Origin of the sequence: Natronorubrum daqingense, assembly GCF_001971705.1 — an archaeon.
Taxonomy (GTDB): Archaea; Halobacteriota; Halobacteria; order Halobacteriales; family Natrialbaceae; genus Natronorubrum; species Natronorubrum daqingense.
On the sequence record NZ_CP019327.1, the window covers coordinates 2406602 to 2426280 of the forward strand.

Sequence of the window (19679 nt, forward strand, 5' to 3'; positions counted from 1 at the left end):
GGTGATTTCGTGCTAACTGCACGCAGAAGGCAACTGAGAATGCTGGAGAGGACAACACCGTCCCAATATCAAAACGGTGATTGAGTTTGTTCTAGTGCATCGAGGGGGAACGTATCACCGGCAATCGTCTAGCGATTTTAAGGCTTGGTAGCAAGAGTGTTCAACCATGACTGATCGCTCCGACGATACCGTTCTCGAAATCGACGAGATCGACCGACGAATCCTCGAGATCCTTGCGAACGATCCTCGAAGTCCGTACGCGGATATTTCGGACGAACTGGCTCACCACGGAATTGAACTCAGTAGCGAAGGGGTCCGTCGACGCGTGACGACGTTACTCGACGACATGACGAGTTTCTTTCTCCCTCGTCCGGAACGCAACAGTTGGGAAATCGTTCTCGTCACGGTCAAAACCGAGAACTGTGAGAACTCGAAGCGAGCTGCGTTCGAGGCGATGGCAGACATGGATTTCTGGTTCGTCGCCGAAGGATTCGGAACTATCGACCTCTACGGAATCATGACTGCGAAATCGAATTCGGAAATTGGAGACCTGCTCGTTCGTCTGGAGGCCCTCGACTCGGTGAGAGAGATCGATCACTTCATCGAAACGGATCGAGCCGTGAACATTAGAAACTACTTGCCAGTTTACTAATGGACGACACAGTAAGGTGAATTTAGACTGGTGGTTCGAACGTGATCGTTTCGAACGCGGTATCGACCGTGGATTCCGGGTGTACCGTCGCCAGCAGATACTCCGTCTCGTCGGCGAAGTAATCCACGAGACGGCGTGTTCGTTCGGCGTCGAACGCACCGAGCGAATCGAGGACCAGTACTGGTGTGACTTCGTCGACATCGTACGTGATAAACCCAGCCAACGCGAGAACGAGACCGATCATTTCACGCTCGCTCTCTGCGAGGTGCTCAATCGAGTCGGATCGAACCTGGCCGTCGACTTCTCGAGCAATGACGAGTTCGAATTTGCCGTCGAGCCAGACGCGCTCGATTCGATCGAACTCGAGGACATCGAGCAGATCGTCCATCGTGTCGTTGAACACCGTTTTGAGTTCGTTCTCGAGATTTTCGATCCGGTCAGTTAGCGCCGTGATTTCTTCGGAGAGTTCGTCGACCACCTCTCGCTTTTGTTGGAGCGCAATACGTTTGTCACGGAGCGATTCACAGGTCTCTTCGAGTCGCTCGATTTCTCGGCGAAGCGTCTGGATTTCGACCCTCGTCTCCTCGATCTCGTCGGTCAGTTCCGATCGTTCAGAGCGCTGGTCAGCAGCCTGTTCAGCGATCTCGTCGTCGAGTTCGTCGAGTTGTTCTCGGATTGACTGGCGACGCTCGCGTTGCTCCTCGAGGGAATCACGACGACTCTCGAGTTTCTGTTCGACGTCTCGTTTTTCCGTCTCGAGCCGTTGTATTTCTGACTCGGAGCGTTGGACCTGCTCGATCTGCTCGGTGAGTTCTTCGATCTCCGGTTCACGGTCTCGTTTTCGTCGTTTGTCTGCTTCGACGAGTTCCGTCAACTCGGTAACGGTCTCTTCGATATCGTCGACGGGTGACGATCGTCCACACGTCCAACAGGTCACTTCATCTCCCATTAGCCCCGAATCGCGACCGAGAACGCCGGTAAACTCGGAGTTGAGCATTTCTCGGTTGGTGGTGAGCGCCGATTGGAGGACGTCAAGGCGCTCACGGACCTCATCGAGTTCAGATCGGGCGTTCTCGCGTTCTGCTTTGAGTGTCTCGACGTCGGTTTCTTCGACAGCCTCGCGGGCATCTTCGAGATTTTCTCCGATTCCGGTTGTGCGCTGTTCAAGGCGGTCGACAGCGGCCTCGAGCTGTTCGATCTGGGAGTCACAGTCGGCTTCGTCAGATCGTAAGTCCGCACGCTCCTCTCGTAATTCCTGGAGGGTGTCGTCGGTATCAGTCGTTTCCTGTTTCGCGTACAACGTTTCGAGCGTCGATTCGAGTTCGTCGAGTCGGTCGCGTTTGTCCGTGAGTTCCTGTTCCGTGTTATCGAGACGGGTATCGATATCGCTAGTCGACTCAATCTCGTCGGTAAGCTCTCGCTTTCGGCTTATTTTCGTCGACCGCTCCGCTTCGAGCGCTTCGATGTTTATCGGCTCTTTGAGCAGCGACTCGACGTCGTCGTTACGGGTGACAGCGCTCCTGAGCGAATTAGTTTCGAGTAACCCTGCAAACCGCTTGAGAAGGGTGGCGTCGTCGGAATCGGTAACCCACGCCTCTCCATTCGTCTCGATACCGGCCGTCGTTCGCTTCGCAACTCGCTCGACTTGCCTATCACCGACTGATAACTGCACGCGAGCTTCATCCGCGCCGCTTCGGATCGGAACCGACCTCCCTCCGAGTGCGAAGAGGAGTCCCTTCAGGAACGAACTCTTGTTCGCTGCGTTCGGTCCCTGAATGAAGGTTGCTCCCGCAGGAATAGAGATTTCTTTTCGTTCGATACCCCCAATATTTTCTAGTTCAATTTGAAGTGTGTGATCAGACATGGTTAGTCATCGCAATCGCAGACGTATTCCCGACGGATCGCTCGATCTGCGGGAACGCGTGTGTGACAGTTTTCGCATTCGAGTTCGACGTTCACAGAAACCGTAATCTCACTACCCGCGCTCAGTTTCTCTTTATTTTGAAGCGAACGAATAGCTTCCTCGATTTTCGTTGTCGCGTGATCTTGGGATATTTCAATCGCTTCCCGTTCCCATTCGCCACTCGAGAGTTCGACATCGGAATCAAGACAATCCTTTAGATGGGTTCGAATGACACCGTAGGAAACGAAGTCCTTTCGCAACTGCTCGGTCGGAACTCCTGCGTTCGATAACTCAGTCGCAACTTCCTCGGCAATCGCTTTCTCTGACTGCAGTCGCTCGTATTTCGATTCGGCTTCATCGCCGAGAGTCGAAAGACCCGCACGGTCCATTTCACGACGTAACATCAGCGTGTTGAACCAGTCCGCAAGTTGCCTATAGCCTTTTCGCTGAGATTGATCGGCTTGCCACTGCTGAAGCAATTGTTTTTCGTATCGCTCCATACCATATTCGTCTAATATTCGACAAACTTTACACCCATACCCGCTCATCACTCGTGTTTTTCACCCATTCTAGATAAGCACGTCGATTCAAACCATCACACCACTGATTTGAGTTTACCATCACTGTCGCTGGTGAATCGCTAGAGCGTGTCGACTTCGACCGATCGAACGAGGAAGAGACAACGGGAAACCGCCGATGCCGCTGTCGGGTATTGTACACTTCACGAAGAACGCAGCCACGGTGGCGACAAATGCTGTTGGTGGTCGAAGCGAAGCCGCTCCCTAGGGCAATAGCGGCTTCACCGACTATGCAGTTGTTTCGCTCCACTGCCTGCGGATTTACCCGGCTAATTCCGACCGCGAGTCGCTCGACCTGGTGTGCGAGATGCCACAAATGCTCACGGATATCGGACTCAACGCGGCCGATATGCCGCATCATTCGACGCTAGTACAGGCGTTGAGAGGATCAAGATCGCTGTTTGGCGAGTACGATAGTCGAGTGGCGATGGTCTCGACGTTTTTCAACCGTGAAACCGCGAGCATCCACTACTGTTGGAGGACACAGTACCGTGTCTACCCGCTCAACGCAACTGCCCTCGTTGGCACCGCTACGCAAGCGGTTCCCGACGTTCATTGGACGACGAAGAAACGTCACAACGCCCATGTGGGCTGCTGACAACGGATACAACTTAGAACGAGACGAGAGAAATTGAGAGATAAAGGGCGTCAGACCACTGATCAAACAGCGGGAGTTGCGCCCCATCAGTCGCGGGCATACCGCACGGATCTTCTCGAAGAGGCGAGCGACCGTACCACCACCTCGCAGATGAGGAAGAAGGGTTGTTTACAGACCTCGAGGCGGCAGTGTAGAGTCAGTAAGAAAGTGTTCGCTGGTCTCTGAGGCCTCAGACACGAGTCGGCACATGCCCGGTCATCTGGGGCCGTCCACTACGAATATCTTCGTGACACCCCCATAGAGCAGATTCGGAAGAGATACCGAGCGCTGTAGATCACCTATTGGAGGTGACAGAAGTCACAAATTTCTTTCAGACCGGCACCGCCGATAGTAGCCGATAGAACTTTCTACTCAATAAACACCTCTTTGTAATGGATCATATCGACGCAATCTTTGTCGGAAATTGCAACAGACCCTCCGACAACGTGGAGAGAAGCCAATACAACGGCTCTTAGCTGCAATAACGTACAAGAACGGCGTTACATCGACTGAGATACCCGAATAGTACGACGGTTAACAACGAACGATCGACAGTCGGCTCAAGCGACTCATCGGTATGGAATCGCTTGAGCAGGCCGTTACTGATATATCCACAGTCTGGGAGAAAGCGCAAAACAAATTCGCAGAAACGGTCCACGAACCACCAGAAAGAGTCGAGATTGATCGCCAACGTGGACGCCGATACTCATTCAACAATATCTTGGTAAAATACACGGACTCGAGATCAAGACGTTGGAGAGGGTTCGATCGTCGTGCTATAGAGATCGCACATTCAGGCATCGGCCGTCACAGGCCGTTGAGCCTGTAATGGCCTCGATTTCGTTACGTTACCAGTGGCCGTTCCCGAACTACATTCGGTTACAGAGTGCTGGAGACAACTACAGACGGCACCCACCAATCGATTCCCTAAGCCACTTGCTGAACTTATAACAGTGTACGACAGCGCCCGTTCCCCACCCCCAGTTTTGTGCATGAGTAATTAATTATAGTATCCACTATAGTCACCACCTCCGCTGACATCCGTGTGGTAGGTGATTGATCGATGCGCTGTGTATTATAGTAGTGGACAAACTGTCCAAATCATTCTCTAGTTACCCTAATTGCCTCCCCACAAGTTGAGAAGGCGGTTACGCTCCATCTTGACCCACCGACATAACGCGGAGAACGCCAAATGTCCGTCTCGTGCCAAAAGTACCGTCCAACGATATACGCGATAGCTTCCGACTCGAGTTCGCGTTTCGAGCACTCTCCCACCATTGACAGCACTGTGCAAGAACGCGTGGGCGTACTTGTGGACGAGCGTCGTAGTGATGGCTACGCTGTTTTCACGATTCAATACGTCGATCAGTGGTCGGTTTCCAGAAGTACGATACTGACAGCTGCCCACAGCACCACCGTAAATCCACGCTGGCGTGGAGATAACCCCTGAACCAATTTTAAGCCCAACAGACCACTCGAGACGCGCTGACACCAGTTCGTCGGCATTGCCGGTTGCTTCTGTCTCGAGTTCGAGAAGTGACTCTCCCTTCGGTGGGCGAGAGAATGCGGAGGGGAGAGCGAAACGTTCGAATACAATGATTCGAGTTTCGTCACAAATTCCCGACTCACGAAATTGTTCGCCGGAAGGAGAGTGGGCCAACTCGGATTTGAACCGAAGGAAGACAGTCCTGCTCGCTTCGCTGCGCGGGCTGTGACTTCCAGGGTTCAAATTCGAGTGAGATCCAATACACGTGGCTCGCGAACTTGCTCGCCACGAGAATATGGGCCAACTCGGATTTGAACCGAGAGCCTCCACCTTATCAGAGTGGCGCTCAACCTGATTGAGCTATTGGCCCGCGTCGCAATCAGTAGTTGCCGGGTGGTACGTTTAAGCGTTTCTTTCTTGGAAGGCTGTGAGAACTGCTACCGAGTTGGCTCTTCCCCGTCGTCGTCGGTCGATTCTCCCGACGCGTCCGACGTGCGTTCGTCACCCAGATCGACCGTGTAGGATTGCTGACCACCAGCGTCGACGGAGTAGTCGTCGGCACCGAGATCGACCGTTCCATCACCACTCGAGCCAGTTTGGGTCTCCTGAGCCATCTCTTCGTCGGGGAAGCCAAACGTCCAGACGTTCCCACTCGCGAAGCCGCCGGTTTTCTTGTCCGCGTAGGGGACGATCACGAAGCGCTTGAGGCCGGCTCGAATCGGGATCCGGGTTAGCGGTAAGACGAGCAAAAAGCCGAGGAGGTCCGTGACTAATCCGGGGGTGAGCAGGAAGGCACCGGCTGCGATCAGGAGGCCACCGTCTAAGAGTTGGTTCGTCGGCGGCTCTCCCTGAATCATCGAGCGCTGCATCTTCCGGATGGTTCGACGACCCTCGGCACGGACGAACACCATGCCGACGAGCCCGGTCAAAACGACGAGTAGCACCATCCCAACCCAGCCGAGGTACGTCGTCTGGCTGACGACGACTGCCAGGATCACCGCATCCAAAAACGGGATGAGCATCAACGCGAAGAGCCACCGGAGCATGCCACGATATAGCCGGTGGAGGGTGAAAACGCTTTACTCTCGTGTCTCACTCGGCGAGGCGGCTGCTCGGCTCGTTGCCAAACCGCCTCTCGGCGACTTGGCAGCTCAGCAACTCGTCGGTCCGTTCCCAAAACCGGGCGACGCAGCCGGTTCGAACGAAGGGCTTACGCGTGCGACACTCGAGGCTCCTGTATGGACGATCCGACACGCGTCGAGTGGCGCGAGTGGGGACGGGAGGCCTTCGACGAAGCGGCTGACGCCGACGTTCCGCTCTTGCTCTCGCTCACGGCGACGTGGTGTGACCACTGTCACGAGATGGACGCAGAAACCTACGCGGAGCCCCGGATCGCGGCACACGTCAACGACAGTTTCGTGCCGATTCGGGTCGATGTCGACAGGTATCCACGCGTTCGCGATCGGTACAACATGGGCGGTTTTCCCTCGACGGTTTTTCTCGCACCCGACGGCTCGGTGCTCACCGGCGCGGGGTACCTCGGGCCCGACGGCATGCGACAGGTACTCGACAGCGTTCGGACGATGTGGGACACCAAGGGAAGCGGCGCTGGACGGATCCCGCGTCCGCTTCGCGAGGACAACCCGCCCGCGGGTGAGCTTTCTGGCGACGTCGAGGTCGCGATGCTGGGCCAGCTCACGGAGGCGTACGACGAAACTGCCGGTGGCTGGGGTCAACAACCGAAGTTCCCGCTTCCGGATGCCCTCGAGTTCGCGCTCAAACGCGACCAGCAGATGGCGTTGCGTTCGTTCGACGCGGTGAGTGCGAATCTGTTAGACGAGTACGACGGCGGCTTCTATCGATTCGCGACCGACCGAGACTGGACCGGCTTGCAACACGAGAAGCTGCTCGATTCGAACGGTGCGCTCGTTCGTGCGTTCGCGAACGCCTACCTCCACACGGGGAAAGACGAGTATCGCCAGCCTGCCGAACGGACGATCGAGTACCTTACGACGACGCTGTGGAACGACGACGTCGACGCCTTCGCGAACAGCCAGGCTCCCGGTGACGACGATGCGCACGGACTCGACGCGACCGACCGAGCCGACGCGGACGAACCGCCGGTCGACGACGGCGTCTTCGCCGGGTCGAACGCGCTAGCTATCGAAGGACTACTGACGTACTACGCCTACACCGACAACGAACGAGCGCGACGGTACGCCGAGCGTGCCCTCGAGACCCTGCGGTCCGATCTCGTCGACGACGGCGTCGTTTCCCACGCGCTCGAGCGCCCCGACATCGACGACGGAACCGACGCAGCACCGTTGCTCATCGATCAGGCGCGCACGCTGTCGGCGCTGACGACCGTCACGAGCACGCTCGATACCAACGTTCTCGAGGAGGCGACGGGCGTTGCGGACGTGACGATCGAGGAACTCCACGACGGGGAGTCGTTCCTCGACGGCCCGACGACGGCCGTCGGATTGCTCGATCGACCGCTGCGACCGCTCGACGCGAACGTCACGTTCGCGGGCGCACTCCTCGAATTGTCGGTGCTGACCGGCGAAGATCGGTATCGCGAGTACGCTCGCGAGACGCTCGAGGCCTTCGGCGGCGCGAGCGACCGATTCGGCGTCCAGATCGCCCGCTACGCGACGACCACGGCGCGCCTACTCGAGGGGCCGCTGGTGATTCGCGTCGGAACCGACCCCGGGACCGACCTCCATCGAGCCGCGCTTCGACTCGCCGACCACGAGAAAATCGTCGTTCCGAACGCCGACGACCTCGAGGCAGGGAGCGCCCGAGTCGAACTGGGTGACGACGTTTCGGACGCCGCACAAACGCCCCAGGCGTTGAGCGAACGGGTGCAGTCCCTTCTCGAGTGAGTGGGCGGGTAGAAGCGGGCGATTAGGGGGCGAGAGCAAACCACCACAGCGTTTATACTCCTTCGGTCGGTCAGTCAGCATATGGCCAGTCTCAGGGATCTTGGACTCTCGGAATACGAGGCTCGGGCGTATCGGTCACTTCTCAGTACCGGCCCCACAACAGCAAAGGAGTTGTCACGGGCGAGTGACGTCCCGATGGGGCGGATTTACGACGTTCTCAACAGCATCGAGCAGTACAATCTCGTCCGCAGCCAGACCGCGAGTCGCCCGAAGAAGTACGTCGCCGTCGAGCCGTCGACGGCGTTAGATCGGCTTCTCGACGACAAGAAACGCGAACTCGAGGAGAAGGCAGACCAGTACGAGTCGATCGTCGACGACCTCGCGGACGAACTCGATGCCGCCGAACCGGTCGAAGATCAGTTCTGGACGGCGGCCGTCGGTCCCGACGAAACGGTCGACCTCTTTCTCGAGCGACTGGCAGCCGCGGACGACCACATCGTGATGGTGTCGGCGGATTCGGCCCCCCAATGGGATCTAGAGACGGTAAGTGAGGAAGTCAGCGCCCAACTCGAGGACGCCCTCGACCGAGGCGTGTCGATAGACGTACTGATGACCCGCGAGATGGTGGGCTCACTCTCCGAAGCGGTCGGTCGACGCTATCGGGAGGCGCTCCAGCACCGAGACGACTTCGACGTTCGGACGAACGACGACATCACCGGTTCGTTCAACATCATCGACGGCGTGGAAGTCTGCATTCAGGTTCCGAACCCCCTCTCCTCGAGCGACGCGTTCGGAATGATCGACCTCAAAGATCCAGAGTTCGCTGCGAACGTCCACGAGGAGTTCGTTCCGCGATGGAGCGAGGCCGAACCGCTCGAGTTCTAACGACCGTCGTTCCCGCCGTCGCCGATTTTACTCGTCGAGTTCGCGAGCGCGGTCGCTTCGAACACGAGAAAGAGCGAGAGCGGTAAATTCTGCGTTGCGTTAGTAGGAGCCGTCGACTTCCTCGCGCAGCGTCTCCATCTCGACCTTTCGCTCGGCGTGGGCGTTGTGCTGGTGGATCGACTCGTCGTTGGACTGCTTCATCGTAATCACGGCATCGTCCGCGAGGTGGTCGAACTCGTCGACGACGCCCTCGGCGAGTGCGCGAACGCAGTCTTCGACGAACTTCGCGTCGGAGTGAGCCGCGTAGGTCATGTGATCTTCGTCGGGTCGCTTCGCGAGATTGTAGATGCGAGCGCTCATGGCGTCGCGGGCGATGTCGATGACGTCGTTGAGGTCGACCGCCGGATCACCGTTCGCTTCGACGGTCAGCGTCGCGTGTCCGCGCTGGGAGTGACCCGGCTGTGGGACTTCCTCCAGGAATTCCGTGATCGTCTCCTCCTCGACGCCGAGGTTCTCGAGCGTCTGTTTCGCGCGCGCGGCGGACATGCCCTGTGAGCACGGACAGACGGTCATTCCCGTCACTTCCGCACCGATTTCCTCGCGAGTGCCGTCGTCGGTCGCCGTCGCCGACGCGATGATGTCGACCGTATGCTGGGTCTCGCGGTCGCTCGCGGGCGTCTGTTCGCGGCGCATGAACTCCGCTTCCATCGAGACCTTCGCCGTCGAGGTGTAATCGTGTTTCTCGAGTAGTCGTTCGGCGGCGTCGCCACAGACCTCCTCCACGCGGTAGGCCTCCTCGCGGGTGGCTTCCTCGAGGATTTCGTCGATGACCTCCATGTTGCGGCTCATATCCGCGCCCTTTCGCCACGCGGGGAGATCGACGAAGACCTCGAATTCGGCGGTCAGCACGATCGGTCGTTTGCCCTCGCGGGCGATCTTGACGAGTTTGTCGACGCCGGTGACGCCAACCTGACTCAGACCGACGGTCACGTCGGGCGACGTCGCCTGTACGTCCGGAAGCTGGTGACTCATTGTCAGCATTCGGGGCAGGATGCGATTCAAGCTTTCGGAACGGGTGGGTATGGAAAGCCTTCGGAACGGATGGGGACGGCAATCCGATTCTCCGAATCGCTCGAGGAAGAGCGAGTCGACGAGAGCCGAGTCGTCCGAAGCCCCGATTTTCTTTAAGTGCTTCTGGTCACAAGGTGTAGATACGACGGACGAACGGTTCTCCTCGCGGTGTCGATCGATCCGAAACGGAGCAACTCGAATCGACCAGCCGGAACTCCCGAGGACGGGTCGTCGAAACTCGCGTCGGAGCCGAACGCCCTTTAAGTGCTTCTGGTCACAAGGTAAAGCTACGAAGGGCATTTTGGGCCGGTCGGACCGCCCCGCGAACTCACGCCCTCGAGCGACAGCTATGGCTACCGTTCCGGCTCACGTCTTCGACGCCGTCGATCGGCTGTTGAGCGCGCTCGAGCGAGAGCACGACATCGAAATTTCGCTGGCGGTCGCTCGCGGCAGTCACGCGTGGGGCGGAGCGAGTTCGGCGAGCGACTACGACGTCGGCTTCGTGTTCGTCCCGAGGGATTTGCGCCGGTACGCCCACCTCGAGGACCCACCCACGGCGATTCACGCGAGTGGGGACGAGATCGAAAGCGGACGACGGGACGCGGAGAGCGAACCGCAGGGACGACGGGACGCGGAGATCGACCTCCAAGGTTGGGACGTCCGAACGTTCGCGCGGTTGCTCGCCGAGTCGAACGACGGCGCGATCGACCTCCTCAGAAGTCCGGTTCGCTACCGCGAGGAGTACGATCCGGCGGACCTCGCCGCGTACGTCGAGCGAACGTACAACCCGATGGCCCTCTATCACGCGTGGCGGGGAATCGCGACCAACAACTACCGCAAGTACCTTTCACACCACCTGGTGCGGTCCGACGATACCCTCCTTCCGATCGTCGAAGTGAGCGCGGACGGCGACGCGTACGTCGTCGAGACCGACGACGGAACGACGACCGTTTCGGCCGACGACGAGCGATTCAGCGAAACGCAGACCAAACCGACGGTCAAGCGAAACCTGCTGATCTACCGGGCCGCGATGGCCGCTCGCTACCTCGAGGCGACCGGCGAGCGAGGCGACCACGAGTTGCCGGCCCTCGAGTTCGAGACGTTCCTCACCGAGCAGGCATCTGCCGTCTTCACTGACGAGCGAATCGAACGCGCCCGCGAGTTACTCGAGCGAAAGCGAGCGGGAGACGGGGACGTAGCGATCGGTGACGCTGTCGGGCGGGGGTTTGCCCACCCTTCCAGTGATATCGATCCGGCCGTGCACGCTCGAAACGGCCCCGAACGCGAGCGGTTAGACCGATTCGTCGACGACTACATCGAGACGACTCACCCATCGTTCGCTCTTTAAGTGCTTCTGGTCACAAGGTGAAGCTACGAGGAGCTTTTCGCGGACGGTCTCTACTCGAGCAGTTGCGGGTATCGCTCGAGAGAATCCCGTATGGGACGGTTCGACACGGGCCGTAGACGGCCGTCCTCGAGTCAGTCATCAATCGACCGTCCTCGTGAGTCGGGCGGACGGTGTCAGCGAGTCACACCGTCGAGCGAGCCTTTTTCTGTCTGCCTGTCCGAGCGGGAGGTAATGAGAGACGACGGGACCGACCCCGGTTCGGGCGTCGATCAGCCACGAGCCGTCGGTGACAACTCACGGCGCGAGTTCGCCCAAGAGCGCCGCCTCGAGACCCGCCCCGGGTCCGGCGCGCTGTCTCGCGCGGACGTCCAACGCGATTCGACGGTCCGCCAGTGGGGCGTCGTCACGCCGAGTGCGACGGTTATCGGCCGTGCGGAAACCCCCGACTCGGACCTCTCCGAACGCATCCGCCGCCTCCACGACGAACAACACGGAGCGACACCGGGCTACAGCGAGCGCGCCCACAGGCTCGATCGACTGCGAACCACGCAGGCGCTGTGTAACGCCCTCGAGGTGACGCCGTGGCAACGCGACCTCGCGCTCGGCGTTATGGACGAGATCGATCTCACGGAGTTCGGGAGCCAGCGAGCGATTCCGAAGGTCGCGCTCGTCGTGATCCGTCACGTCGTCGACGAGGATCGAAAACGGTACTTCGGGCTCGACGACATCGACGCGCAGTCGCTGTCGGCCGATCGGATGGACGAGCTATTCGGCCAGTACCGAGCGCACGACATCACCGACGAAGAGACGTTCAAGCGCCTCGCCGCGGAGTACGGCCTCGAGACGACGAACCTGAATCGGCTCCGGCGCGTCCTCAGGTCCCAACTCGACGAGGAGTTGCCAGCCTACGGTCGAAACCCCTACCGAGACCCCAATCTACCGGCCGTGACGGGGACGAACGATGCGGGAAGCGATGGTGCGAGCGCGACTGCGGGCGGAGACGCGAATACGGAGTGAGGCTTTTTATCGCTCACGCGGCCCTCGGGCGACGTTGCGACGTTTAGCGACCACGTACGCGACAGACGTTACCCAGAGCGCTCCGAAGTAGGCGTATATCCCCCAGCCAGCCGGGTAGCCGAACGACTGGATGGCCGTGATCGCGTACGCCAGGCCGTATACGGCGATCGGGACCCCGACGTACGTCCAGACGGCCGGCGTCCAGTCGGTGTCACCACCTCGAGGCGCGGTGACGTCGATAAACAACGCGACGAGCGTGAGGACGGACAGGGGGACGAAAAGGAACATCGCGACCCACGAGAGGACGAACGCAGCGCCGTGTTCGGATTGGACCACGAACCCGGAGCCCACGATCAGCGGTGCTGTGACGACGTAGAACGGGACGAGGTGCCACCAACGGAGGGTGCCGTCGGACGTGCCGTCAGTGGCCGACGCATCCGTCGGGTGGTGTTCGCGCCAGACTCGAGTCGCGATCCACGCGCCGACGAGCGCACCGATCATCGCGGCCAGGACGGCGATTCCGACGCTGAGCGCGACGACGAGCGGCAACGCGACGGCCGAAGCGACGACCATCCACTCGGGAGACCCGCCGATCGTCGTCGCCGTGTTGAGGAGGGTAACGAGAACCATGGCGAGCGAACCCGTCAGCCCGGTCCACAGGCCGGCGCGACGGGTCGGTGTCGTTCGGTTCCGATAGTAGACGCCGACGAGCAGGCTGGTCGCGAGCAGGGGTCCCGCCGAAACCGAGCCACCGACCGTGACGACCTCGGTCGGGACGGGACGCCAGGTGAGGGCGAACGTAACCGGAACCGACGCGAGTCCGGCGAGGATCGCCACCCGCAGGGATTCCTCGGAGAGGTCTTCACGGAGGTCGCGACGGGAAACCATCGGTCGACCGAACCTAACGTGTCTGTTGTATTAACTGTATAGGTGATGACGTGCGCACCGGGGCGAGGTTGCCTCGCTTCCCGTTCTCACTCGAGGGCTGCCTCGACGGCGTCCATCGCGCGATCGACCTTTTCTGTGTCGGCGTTGTACCCCATGTGGCCGAGTCGAAGGATGTCGTCGGCCAACTCGCCCAGTCCCGTCGAGAGCACGATTCCGGCCTCGTCGGCGACGTGCTGTTGTACGCGCGTCGCCTCTCCGGGGAGGTGAAACGCCGTCACGGTGGGCGATGCGCGCTCGGGGTCGGGATACAACTCGAGGCCGAGTTCGTCGCCGCGCGCTCGACACCGGGCGGCGGCTTCCTCGTGGCGCTCGTAGACGGCCTCGAGTCCCTCCTCGAGGACCAGATCGAGGGCTGTATCGAGTGCGCTCACGTTCGCGGTGAGGTGCGTGTAGGGGAATCCGTCGGAGACGTCCCGCCAGAGCAAGAGGTTCGTGTAGCGCGAGGAGAGGTCGCGGGCTGCCATCTGCTCCCACGCCCGGTCGCTGACCGCTGCGGTCGTCAGCCCCGAGGGTGCGCTGAAACACTTCTGGGAGGCCCCGAGACAGACATCGATTCGATCGGTCGGCACCGGGGTTCCCCCGAGCGACGAGACGGCGTCGACGACGCTGAGCACGTCGTGTTCCTCGAGCAAATCCAGCACGGGGCTCATGTCGTTGAGCGTTCCCGTCGGCGTCTCGCAGTGAACCATCGTCGCCACGGTGAACGGTTCCCCGGCAGCGTCGGCCTCCTCGAGCGTCGTTGCGATCGCCTCGAGGTCGTAGCCCTCGTCGTAGGGAGCAGAGACCAGTTCAGCCTGGCCATCGTAGGAGTCGACGAAGTCCGCGAAGCCGTCACCGTAGAGGCCGTTCGAAATGCACAACACTCGGTCGCCGGGTTCGATCAGCGAGGCGATTGCTGACTCGAGGCCGAGGATCCCCTCGCCGCCGGGAACGACCACGTCGTGAGAGGTGTCGTAGACGGTCTCGAGTTTCCGACAGACCGCGTCGTATCGCTCGGCGAACGCGGGATCGACGTTCGGGTTCGGTTGTGGCTCGGCCATCGCCTCCCTGACCGCGGGCGGGATCGTCGTCGGCCCTGGCGTGAACTTCATGCATCGTCGTGGGACGCGGTGACATTAGCCCGTTGTGATTCGGACGCTGACGGCGTCGAATCGGGTTGGGGAACAGCCCGTAGCGAATCGCTCGCCGGTTGCCGTCGACTTTTCAGGCGCAGGTCCCTACGGTGTGGTATGTCCGATTCAGCCGATCGGCTCGTCCTCTACGCCGATTACGTCTGCCCGTTCTGTTATCTCGGTACGCGCTCGCTCGAGCGATACCGAGAGAGCCGCGAGAAGCCGCTGGAAGTCGACTGGCGGCCGTTCGACCTTCGCCGCGGGAAACGAACTCCCGACGGGTCGATCGACCACGAAGTCGACGACGGCAAGGACGAGGAGTACTTCGAACAGGCGAAACAGAACGTGCGTCGCCTGCAGGAGGAGTACGGCGTCGAGATGGCTCAGGAACTCGCGATCGATGTCGATTCGCTGCCCGCCCAGCAGGCGTCGTGGTGCGTAAAACAAGAACACCGCGCGCAGTGGGCCGCCTTCGACGAGGCCGTCTACGAGGCGCTCTGGCTCGAGGAACGCGACATCGGCGACCCGGACGTACTGATCGACATCGCCGAGGACGTCGACGTGTCGTCCGACGATATTCGAGACGCGCTCGCAGACGACGAACGCCGAGCGGAACTCGAGGAGGAGTTCGACGCGTCGCGGCGGCGCGGAATCTCCGGCGTCCCGGCGTTCGTCGCCGACGGCCGACTCGCGCGCGGGGCGGTTCCGCCCGAACGCCTCGAGCAACTATTCGCTGGCGCGGGCGCGAGCAACGCGAGTCGGTGAGCGATCACTCGAGTTTCTCGAGACCGTCGACGAACGATCCCTGCGGGCCGACGAGCGTGATCGGGTCGTTCGCGAGCGAGACGGTAACGGTCACCGGCGGCTCGAGTCGCTGACGATTCCGTCCGTCGCTGATCACGTAGGCGGTTTCGGCCCCCGAAACGGTGACCTCGAGGGGCGTCTCGGGATCGACGACCAGTGGCGGCATCGCGTCCGCCGCGGCCATCTGCGTGACGACGAGCGCGTCCGTCGACGGCTGGACGATGGGGCCGCCCTCGCTCAAATTGTACGCGGTCGAGCCCGTCGGCGTCGCTACGAGCACGCCGTCGGCGTGGCTCTCGACGTAGCGACGACCGTCGACGCGAACGTCGATCGTCGCCCCGCCGCCGTGTCCCCGACGGGGGCCGTGGATGACGATTTCGTTGAGCGCCGGCTCGAGTTCCCAGTCGCCGTCGGCCTCGGTTGCAGTGAGGCGAGACAGCGTCCGCCCCTCGAGTGAGTCGGCTTCTGTGGCCGCTGTCACGAGGTCGGTGACGGCGTCGACGGCGTCCGCCGGTGAGACGGCGTTGAGGAAGCCGACTTCGCCGAGGTTGACGCCCAGAATCGGTGTCGGTCCGACTTCGCGGGCGACGAACAACAGCGTGCCGTCGCCGCCGATACTGACGACGAAGTCTCGGTCGTGCATCCGGTCGACGGAGACGCCGGCGTCGTCGATCGCCTCACCAGTGAGCTCGTCGACGACGATGTCGACGGACGCGGATTGGACCTCCTCGAGCGTCGTTTTGATCTCCCTCGCGAGGGCTTGTGCACGTTCGTTGTCGCGTTGAGCGACGAGACCGACGGCGACCTCCATTGCCCGCGAGTACCCGCTCCGTCGGCAAAAACCCACGCGATGGGAACAACTTGTTGGGCCAAGAACCACTCTCTCACCATCACCGTAAATTGATATACAGTCACTCGATATACTCTATAGAATGCGTCGATCGCTGGTCATCGCCGCCGTGCTACTCGTCTTCGCCGTGCTCTTCGTCGGCGGCCCCTCGCTCTTGTTTTCGCCCTCCACCGACGACATCGATTCCGACGAGACGGAGGAGACCCCCGAACTGGTGACGATGGAAGACTCCCAGAGCGAGTTCTGGAAGTACCTCAGTCCGGAAGAGGAGTTTCAAGAGCGGAGTCCGCTCAACGTGATCGTCCGCGGTGAGACGGAAGAGATCATCGCCGCGATGACAGAACAGGGCGACGGAGACTGGGAAGAGATCGAAGAGCTAGCAGAAGAGGACGAGGACAACGAGACGATTCTACAAGAGCAGTCGTACCTCGAGGACCACGACCGTCACGCGACGGGTGTTCAGTGGGGCGACGCCGACGGAACGACCCGGTACGCCTGGGTCGACCCAGGTCCCGACGAATCGGGCTACTGGACCGAGGAGTCCGGCCAGCTCGAGGAGGGCGACTACTACGGCCAGCGCTATCACATCCGACTCTACGAGAGTCCGAACCAGGACGACGAGTGGGTCACCATGCAAGCGCACACGGAGCACTTCGACTGGTTCACCCTCAGACACCGCGTCGACGGCGTCGAAGCAGCCCAGTCGAAGGTCGAGCGGGACTTCATGGACCTGCCACAGGTCAACACCGAAGAGGACGTCCAGCGAATCTACCTCGGTAACGACCAGTCCTCGGACTCGAACGGCTGGGCGACCGTCGTCGACCTCGCGGGGATGGTCGTCGCCCCCGCGGGACTCGGCGTCGCAGCAGCCAAGCGTACCCGATCGACCGGGCTCGAACGCGAGAACGAGACGGCCGCAGAACGCGTCTCCGAGCACACGCCAGAGCCCATCGACGATCGCCTAACCGACGTCGACCGGCGTCGCATCGCCGCCGCCTACGACCGTCTCGAGGGCGGACACCTCATCTTAGTGTTTACCATCCTCGCCCTGTTCCTCGGGGTTCGACTGGGTGGGATCGCACTCGAGCGCAACCTCGAGTTCCTGACGCCCCACATGATCGCGGCGATGTTGTACCCGCTCATCGCCGTCGGGATCCCGGTCGCGACCTACCTGATCGCAGGGACGCTGACGCGTCGGTTAGACGCTGCCATCGTCGCGTCGGGATCGCTCGTCGTCGCGATCTGGCTCGATTACGGCCTGCTCGGTATCGACTCGATTCCGATCGACGTCGTCTTCCAGCGGGTGCTCGTCGTGATCGCGCTCGGCTTGATCGCCGCCGGTGCGGCCAAACGCGCAACTCGAGAAACCAGGTTCAACGATCTGGTGGTCGCCGGCAGCGTGATGTGGGTCCTCGTCCTCGGCGGAACGCTATTTGGCTACATCTGAGTGAGTCGAATCGCGAATTGTGCATCAAGACGCGTCGAAATTGCGATTTTTGGTGGAGCGAGGGGGATCGGCCGGTGGTCCCTGACACAGTATCAGTATTTGTGTATAAACGCGATTTCGGCGAGGCCTTAAGGTCCTGCACCACGATACCTACAGTAAATGGCACGTTCTACCCGCCAGCGCCAACGTGATTCTGAGACTAACGAACAGACCCAGGAAGCAGAGCAGCGGCGGGTATGTGATGAGTGTTCTGCGGGGACGCTCGTCAAAAGTGAGGATCAGGGCGAACTGGTGTGTGATCAATGTGGCCTCATCGTCGAGAGCGCAAACATCGACCGCGGGCCCGAGTGGCGCGCGTTCAATCACTCCGAGCGCCAGAACAAGTCCCGCGTCGGCGCACCGACGACGCAGACGATGCACGACAAGGGACTGACGACGTCCATCGACTGGAAGAACCAGGACGCCTACGGGCGCTCGCTCAGTTCGGATAAGCGCAGCCAGATGCGCCGCCTGCGAAAGTGGCAAGAACGCATCCGAACCAAAGACGCCGGCGAGCGAAACCTGCAGTTCGCTCTTTCGGAGACCGACCGAATGGCGTCCTCGCTGGCGATCCCACGATCCGTTCGCGAGGTCGCCTGCGTCATGTACCGACGCGCGCTCGACGAAGATCTCATCCGCGGGCGCTCGATCGAAGGCGTCGCGACCAGCACCCTCTACGCCGCCTGTCGCATGGAAGGCATTCCGCGCTCGCTCGAGGAAGTGTCCGCCGTCTCCCGAGTCGACCGAAAGGAGATCGGCCGAACCTATCGCTACGTCGCCCAGGAACTCGGCCTCGAGATGGAGCCGGTCAACCCCAAAAAGTACGTCCCGCGGTTTTGCTCCGAACTCGAGTTGTCCGAGGAGGTACAGGCGAAAGCCAACGAGATTATCGATACGACGACCGAGAAGGGACTGCTCTCGGGGAAGTCGCCGACGGGCTACGCCGCCGCGGCCATCTACGCGTCGTCGTTGCTCTGTAACGAGAAGAAGACCCAGCGCGAGGTCGCGGCCGTCTCGCAGGTGACCGAAGTGACAATTCGCAACCGGTATCAAGAGCAGATCGAAGCGATGGGAATCCACGAGTAGCTGGCAGAGTCACATTTCTCTCGTTTTGGCCGACTCGAACGTGTTCCAATGTGACACGTGTCCACTTTTTGCCAGTGAAGCGAGGCTATTAGGACGAGCCACTCGTATCCGACCCTATGATCGACCTTCGCTTTTCGGAGGCGGAACTGGCGCAACGACGCGACCACATTACGGCGTTCATTCGCGAGCAAGTCGACGCTGCCGGTGTCGAGGAAGTAGTTCTCGGATTATCGGGGGGAATCGATAGCACCATCACGGCGTACCTCGCCGTCGATGCGCTCGGCGCAGAGAACGTCCACGGACTCGTCCTCCCGGCGACCGTCAGCAGCGGCGAGAACATGAGCGACGCCGAACGAGTCGCACAAGACCTCGAGATGAGTTACGACGTGATCGAAATCGAGCCGATCGTCGACTCGCTGCTCGCGGCCTACCCCGAAGCCGAGGGCGACCACGAGGCCGTCGGCAACGCTCGAGCGCGCGTTCGCGCCGTGTTGAACTACCTCGTCGCGAATCACGATGGACGGCTGGTGTTGGGCACCGGAAACCGAAGCGAGGCTGCCGTGGGCTACTTCACGAAATACGGCGACGGTGCCGTCGACTGCCACCCGATCGCGAACCTCTATAAGGCACAGGTTCGCCAGCTCGCGCGCCACGTCGGCGTTCCCGAGGATCTCGCCGAGAAGACGCCGACGGCCGAGTTGTGGGCCGATCAGACCGACGAGGACGAACTGGGAATCAGCTACGACACGCTCGATTCGATCCTCGCGACGCACGTCGACGGCCCCCTCTCGGTCGCCGCGACCAGCCGCGAACTCGAGGTCGAGGAAGCGACCGTCGAGGAGGTCCGCGAGATGTACGAGCGAAGCGCGCACAAGCGACAGGTTCCACCCGGGCCGGAACCGCTGAACTAATCCTGCCGAAATCCGAATCG

General features: G+C 60.8%; 16 protein-coding genes, 1 tRNA gene and 1 pseudogene. 10 read left to right on the forward strand and 8 right to left on the reverse strand.

Annotated features, from left to right (window positions below; genetic code table 11):
- Positions 1-166: 166 nt before the first annotated feature.
- On the forward strand, positions 167-652 hold the full coding sequence (locus BB347_RS11645; protein WP_076581604.1) for an AsnC family transcriptional regulator: 486 nt from the start codon (positions 167-169) through the stop codon (positions 650-652).
- Between the two features lie 22 nt (positions 653-674).
- Here BB347_RS11645 and BB347_RS11650 read toward each other — a convergent pair whose 3' ends face one another.
- Positions 675-2516: an archaea-specific SMC-related protein gene (locus BB347_RS11650; RefSeq protein ID WP_076581606.1), complete on the reverse strand. Its 1842-nt coding sequence runs from the start codon at positions 2514-2516 to the stop codon at positions 675-677.
- A gap of 2 nt (positions 2517-2518) precedes the next feature.
- Positions 2519-3103: a rod-determining factor RdfA gene (gene rdfA, locus BB347_RS11655; protein WP_338141500.1), complete on the reverse strand. Its 585-nt coding sequence runs from the start codon at positions 3101-3103 to the stop codon at positions 2519-2521.
- 154 nt (positions 3104-3257) lie between these two features.
- Here rdfA and BB347_RS19930 point away from each other — a divergent pair.
- A pseudogene (locus BB347_RS19930) lies at positions 3258-3843 on the forward strand (IS5/IS1182 family transposase); the annotation flags it as partial.
- A 1709-nt stretch (positions 3844-5552) separates the two neighbouring features.
- On the opposite strand, the gene BB347_RS11665 reads toward BB347_RS19930, so the two are convergent.
- Both BB347_RS11665 and BB347_RS11670 read right to left on the reverse strand, forming a co-directional pair.
- Positions 5553-5626: transfer RNA gene (locus BB347_RS11665), tRNA-Ile, on the reverse strand.
- 67 nt (positions 5627-5693) lie between these two features.
- Positions 5694-6302 carry an FxsA family protein gene (locus BB347_RS11670; protein WP_076581611.1) on the reverse strand — a complete coding sequence of 203 codons (609 nt, stop codon included), beginning with the start codon at positions 6300-6302 and terminating at the stop codon, positions 5694-5696.
- Between the two features lie 192 nt (positions 6303-6494).
- On the opposite strand from BB347_RS11670, the gene BB347_RS11675 reads away from it, so the two are divergent.
- Together BB347_RS11675 and BB347_RS11680 are read left to right on the forward strand one after the other, a co-directional pair.
- A complete protein-coding gene (locus tag BB347_RS11675) occupies positions 6495-8141 on the forward strand; it encodes a DUF255 domain-containing protein (protein WP_076581613.1) in 1647 nt (548 codons plus the stop codon).
- A gap of 81 nt (positions 8142-8222) precedes the next feature.
- Positions 8223-9026 carry a TrmB family transcriptional regulator gene (locus tag BB347_RS11680; protein WP_076581614.1) on the forward strand — a complete coding sequence of 268 codons (804 nt, stop codon included), beginning with the start codon at positions 8223-8225 and terminating at the stop codon, positions 9024-9026.
- A gap of 99 nt (positions 9027-9125) precedes the next feature.
- Here BB347_RS11680 and mptA read toward each other — a convergent pair whose 3' ends face one another.
- Positions 9126-10058 carry a GTP cyclohydrolase MptA gene (mptA, locus tag BB347_RS11685; RefSeq protein WP_076581616.1) on the reverse strand — a complete coding sequence of 311 codons (933 nt, stop codon included), beginning with the start codon at positions 10056-10058 and terminating at the stop codon, positions 9126-9128.
- A 388-nt stretch (positions 10059-10446) separates the two neighbouring features.
- Between mptA and BB347_RS11690 the strand changes: the two genes are divergently transcribed.
- Entirely contained in the window at positions 10447-11445 is a 999-nt protein-coding gene (locus tag BB347_RS11690) for a nucleotidyltransferase domain-containing protein (protein WP_076581617.1), read from the forward strand.
- A gap of 231 nt (positions 11446-11676) precedes the next feature.
- On the forward strand, positions 11677-12462 hold the full coding sequence (locus BB347_RS11695; protein WP_076581619.1) for a DNA-directed RNA polymerase subunit epsilon: 786 nt from the start codon (positions 11677-11679) through the stop codon (positions 12460-12462).
- 6 nt (positions 12463-12468) lie between these two features.
- Here BB347_RS11695 and BB347_RS11700 read toward each other — a convergent pair whose 3' ends face one another.
- Both BB347_RS11700 and BB347_RS11705 read right to left on the reverse strand, forming a co-directional pair.
- Entirely contained in the window at positions 12469-13350 is an 882-nt protein-coding gene (locus BB347_RS11700) for a DUF5518 domain-containing protein (RefSeq protein ID WP_076581620.1), read from the reverse strand.
- 86 nt (positions 13351-13436) lie between these two features.
- Positions 13437-14501 (reverse strand): pyridoxal-phosphate-dependent aminotransferase family protein, encoded by a 1065-nt coding sequence (locus BB347_RS11705; RefSeq protein WP_076581622.1) that lies wholly within the window; start codon positions 14499-14501, stop codon positions 13437-13439.
- Between the two features lie 138 nt (positions 14502-14639).
- On the opposite strand from BB347_RS11705, the gene BB347_RS11710 reads away from it, so the two are divergent.
- The gene (locus BB347_RS11710) at positions 14640-15287 is read left to right on the forward strand and encodes a DsbA family oxidoreductase (RefSeq protein ID WP_076581623.1); all 648 of its coding nucleotides are present in this window, start codon (positions 14640-14642) and stop codon (positions 15285-15287) included.
- A gap of 4 nt (positions 15288-15291) precedes the next feature.
- Here BB347_RS11710 and BB347_RS11715 read toward each other — a convergent pair whose 3' ends face one another.
- Complete coding sequence (locus tag BB347_RS11715) at positions 15292-16137, reverse strand: NAD(+)/NADH kinase (protein WP_076581625.1); 846 nt, start codon at positions 16135-16137, stop codon at positions 15292-15294.
- Between the two features lie 121 nt (positions 16138-16258).
- On the opposite strand from BB347_RS11715, the gene BB347_RS11720 reads away from it, so the two are divergent.
- From BB347_RS11720 to BB347_RS11730, 3 genes are all read left to right on the forward strand, one after another.
- Positions 16259-17623, forward strand: a complete 1365-nt coding sequence (locus BB347_RS11720) for a hypothetical protein (protein ID WP_076581626.1) — start codon at positions 16259-16261, stop codon at positions 17621-17623.
- A gap of 159 nt (positions 17624-17782) precedes the next feature.
- The gene (locus BB347_RS11725) at positions 17783-18748 is read left to right on the forward strand and encodes a transcription initiation factor IIB (RefSeq protein ID WP_076581628.1); all 966 of its coding nucleotides are present in this window, start codon (positions 17783-17785) and stop codon (positions 18746-18748) included.
- Positions 18749-18864: 116 nt separating this feature from the next.
- A complete protein-coding gene (locus BB347_RS11730) occupies positions 18865-19659 on the forward strand; it encodes an NAD+ synthase (RefSeq protein ID WP_076581629.1) in 795 nt (264 codons plus the stop codon).
- Positions 19660-19679: the final 20 nt, after the last annotated feature.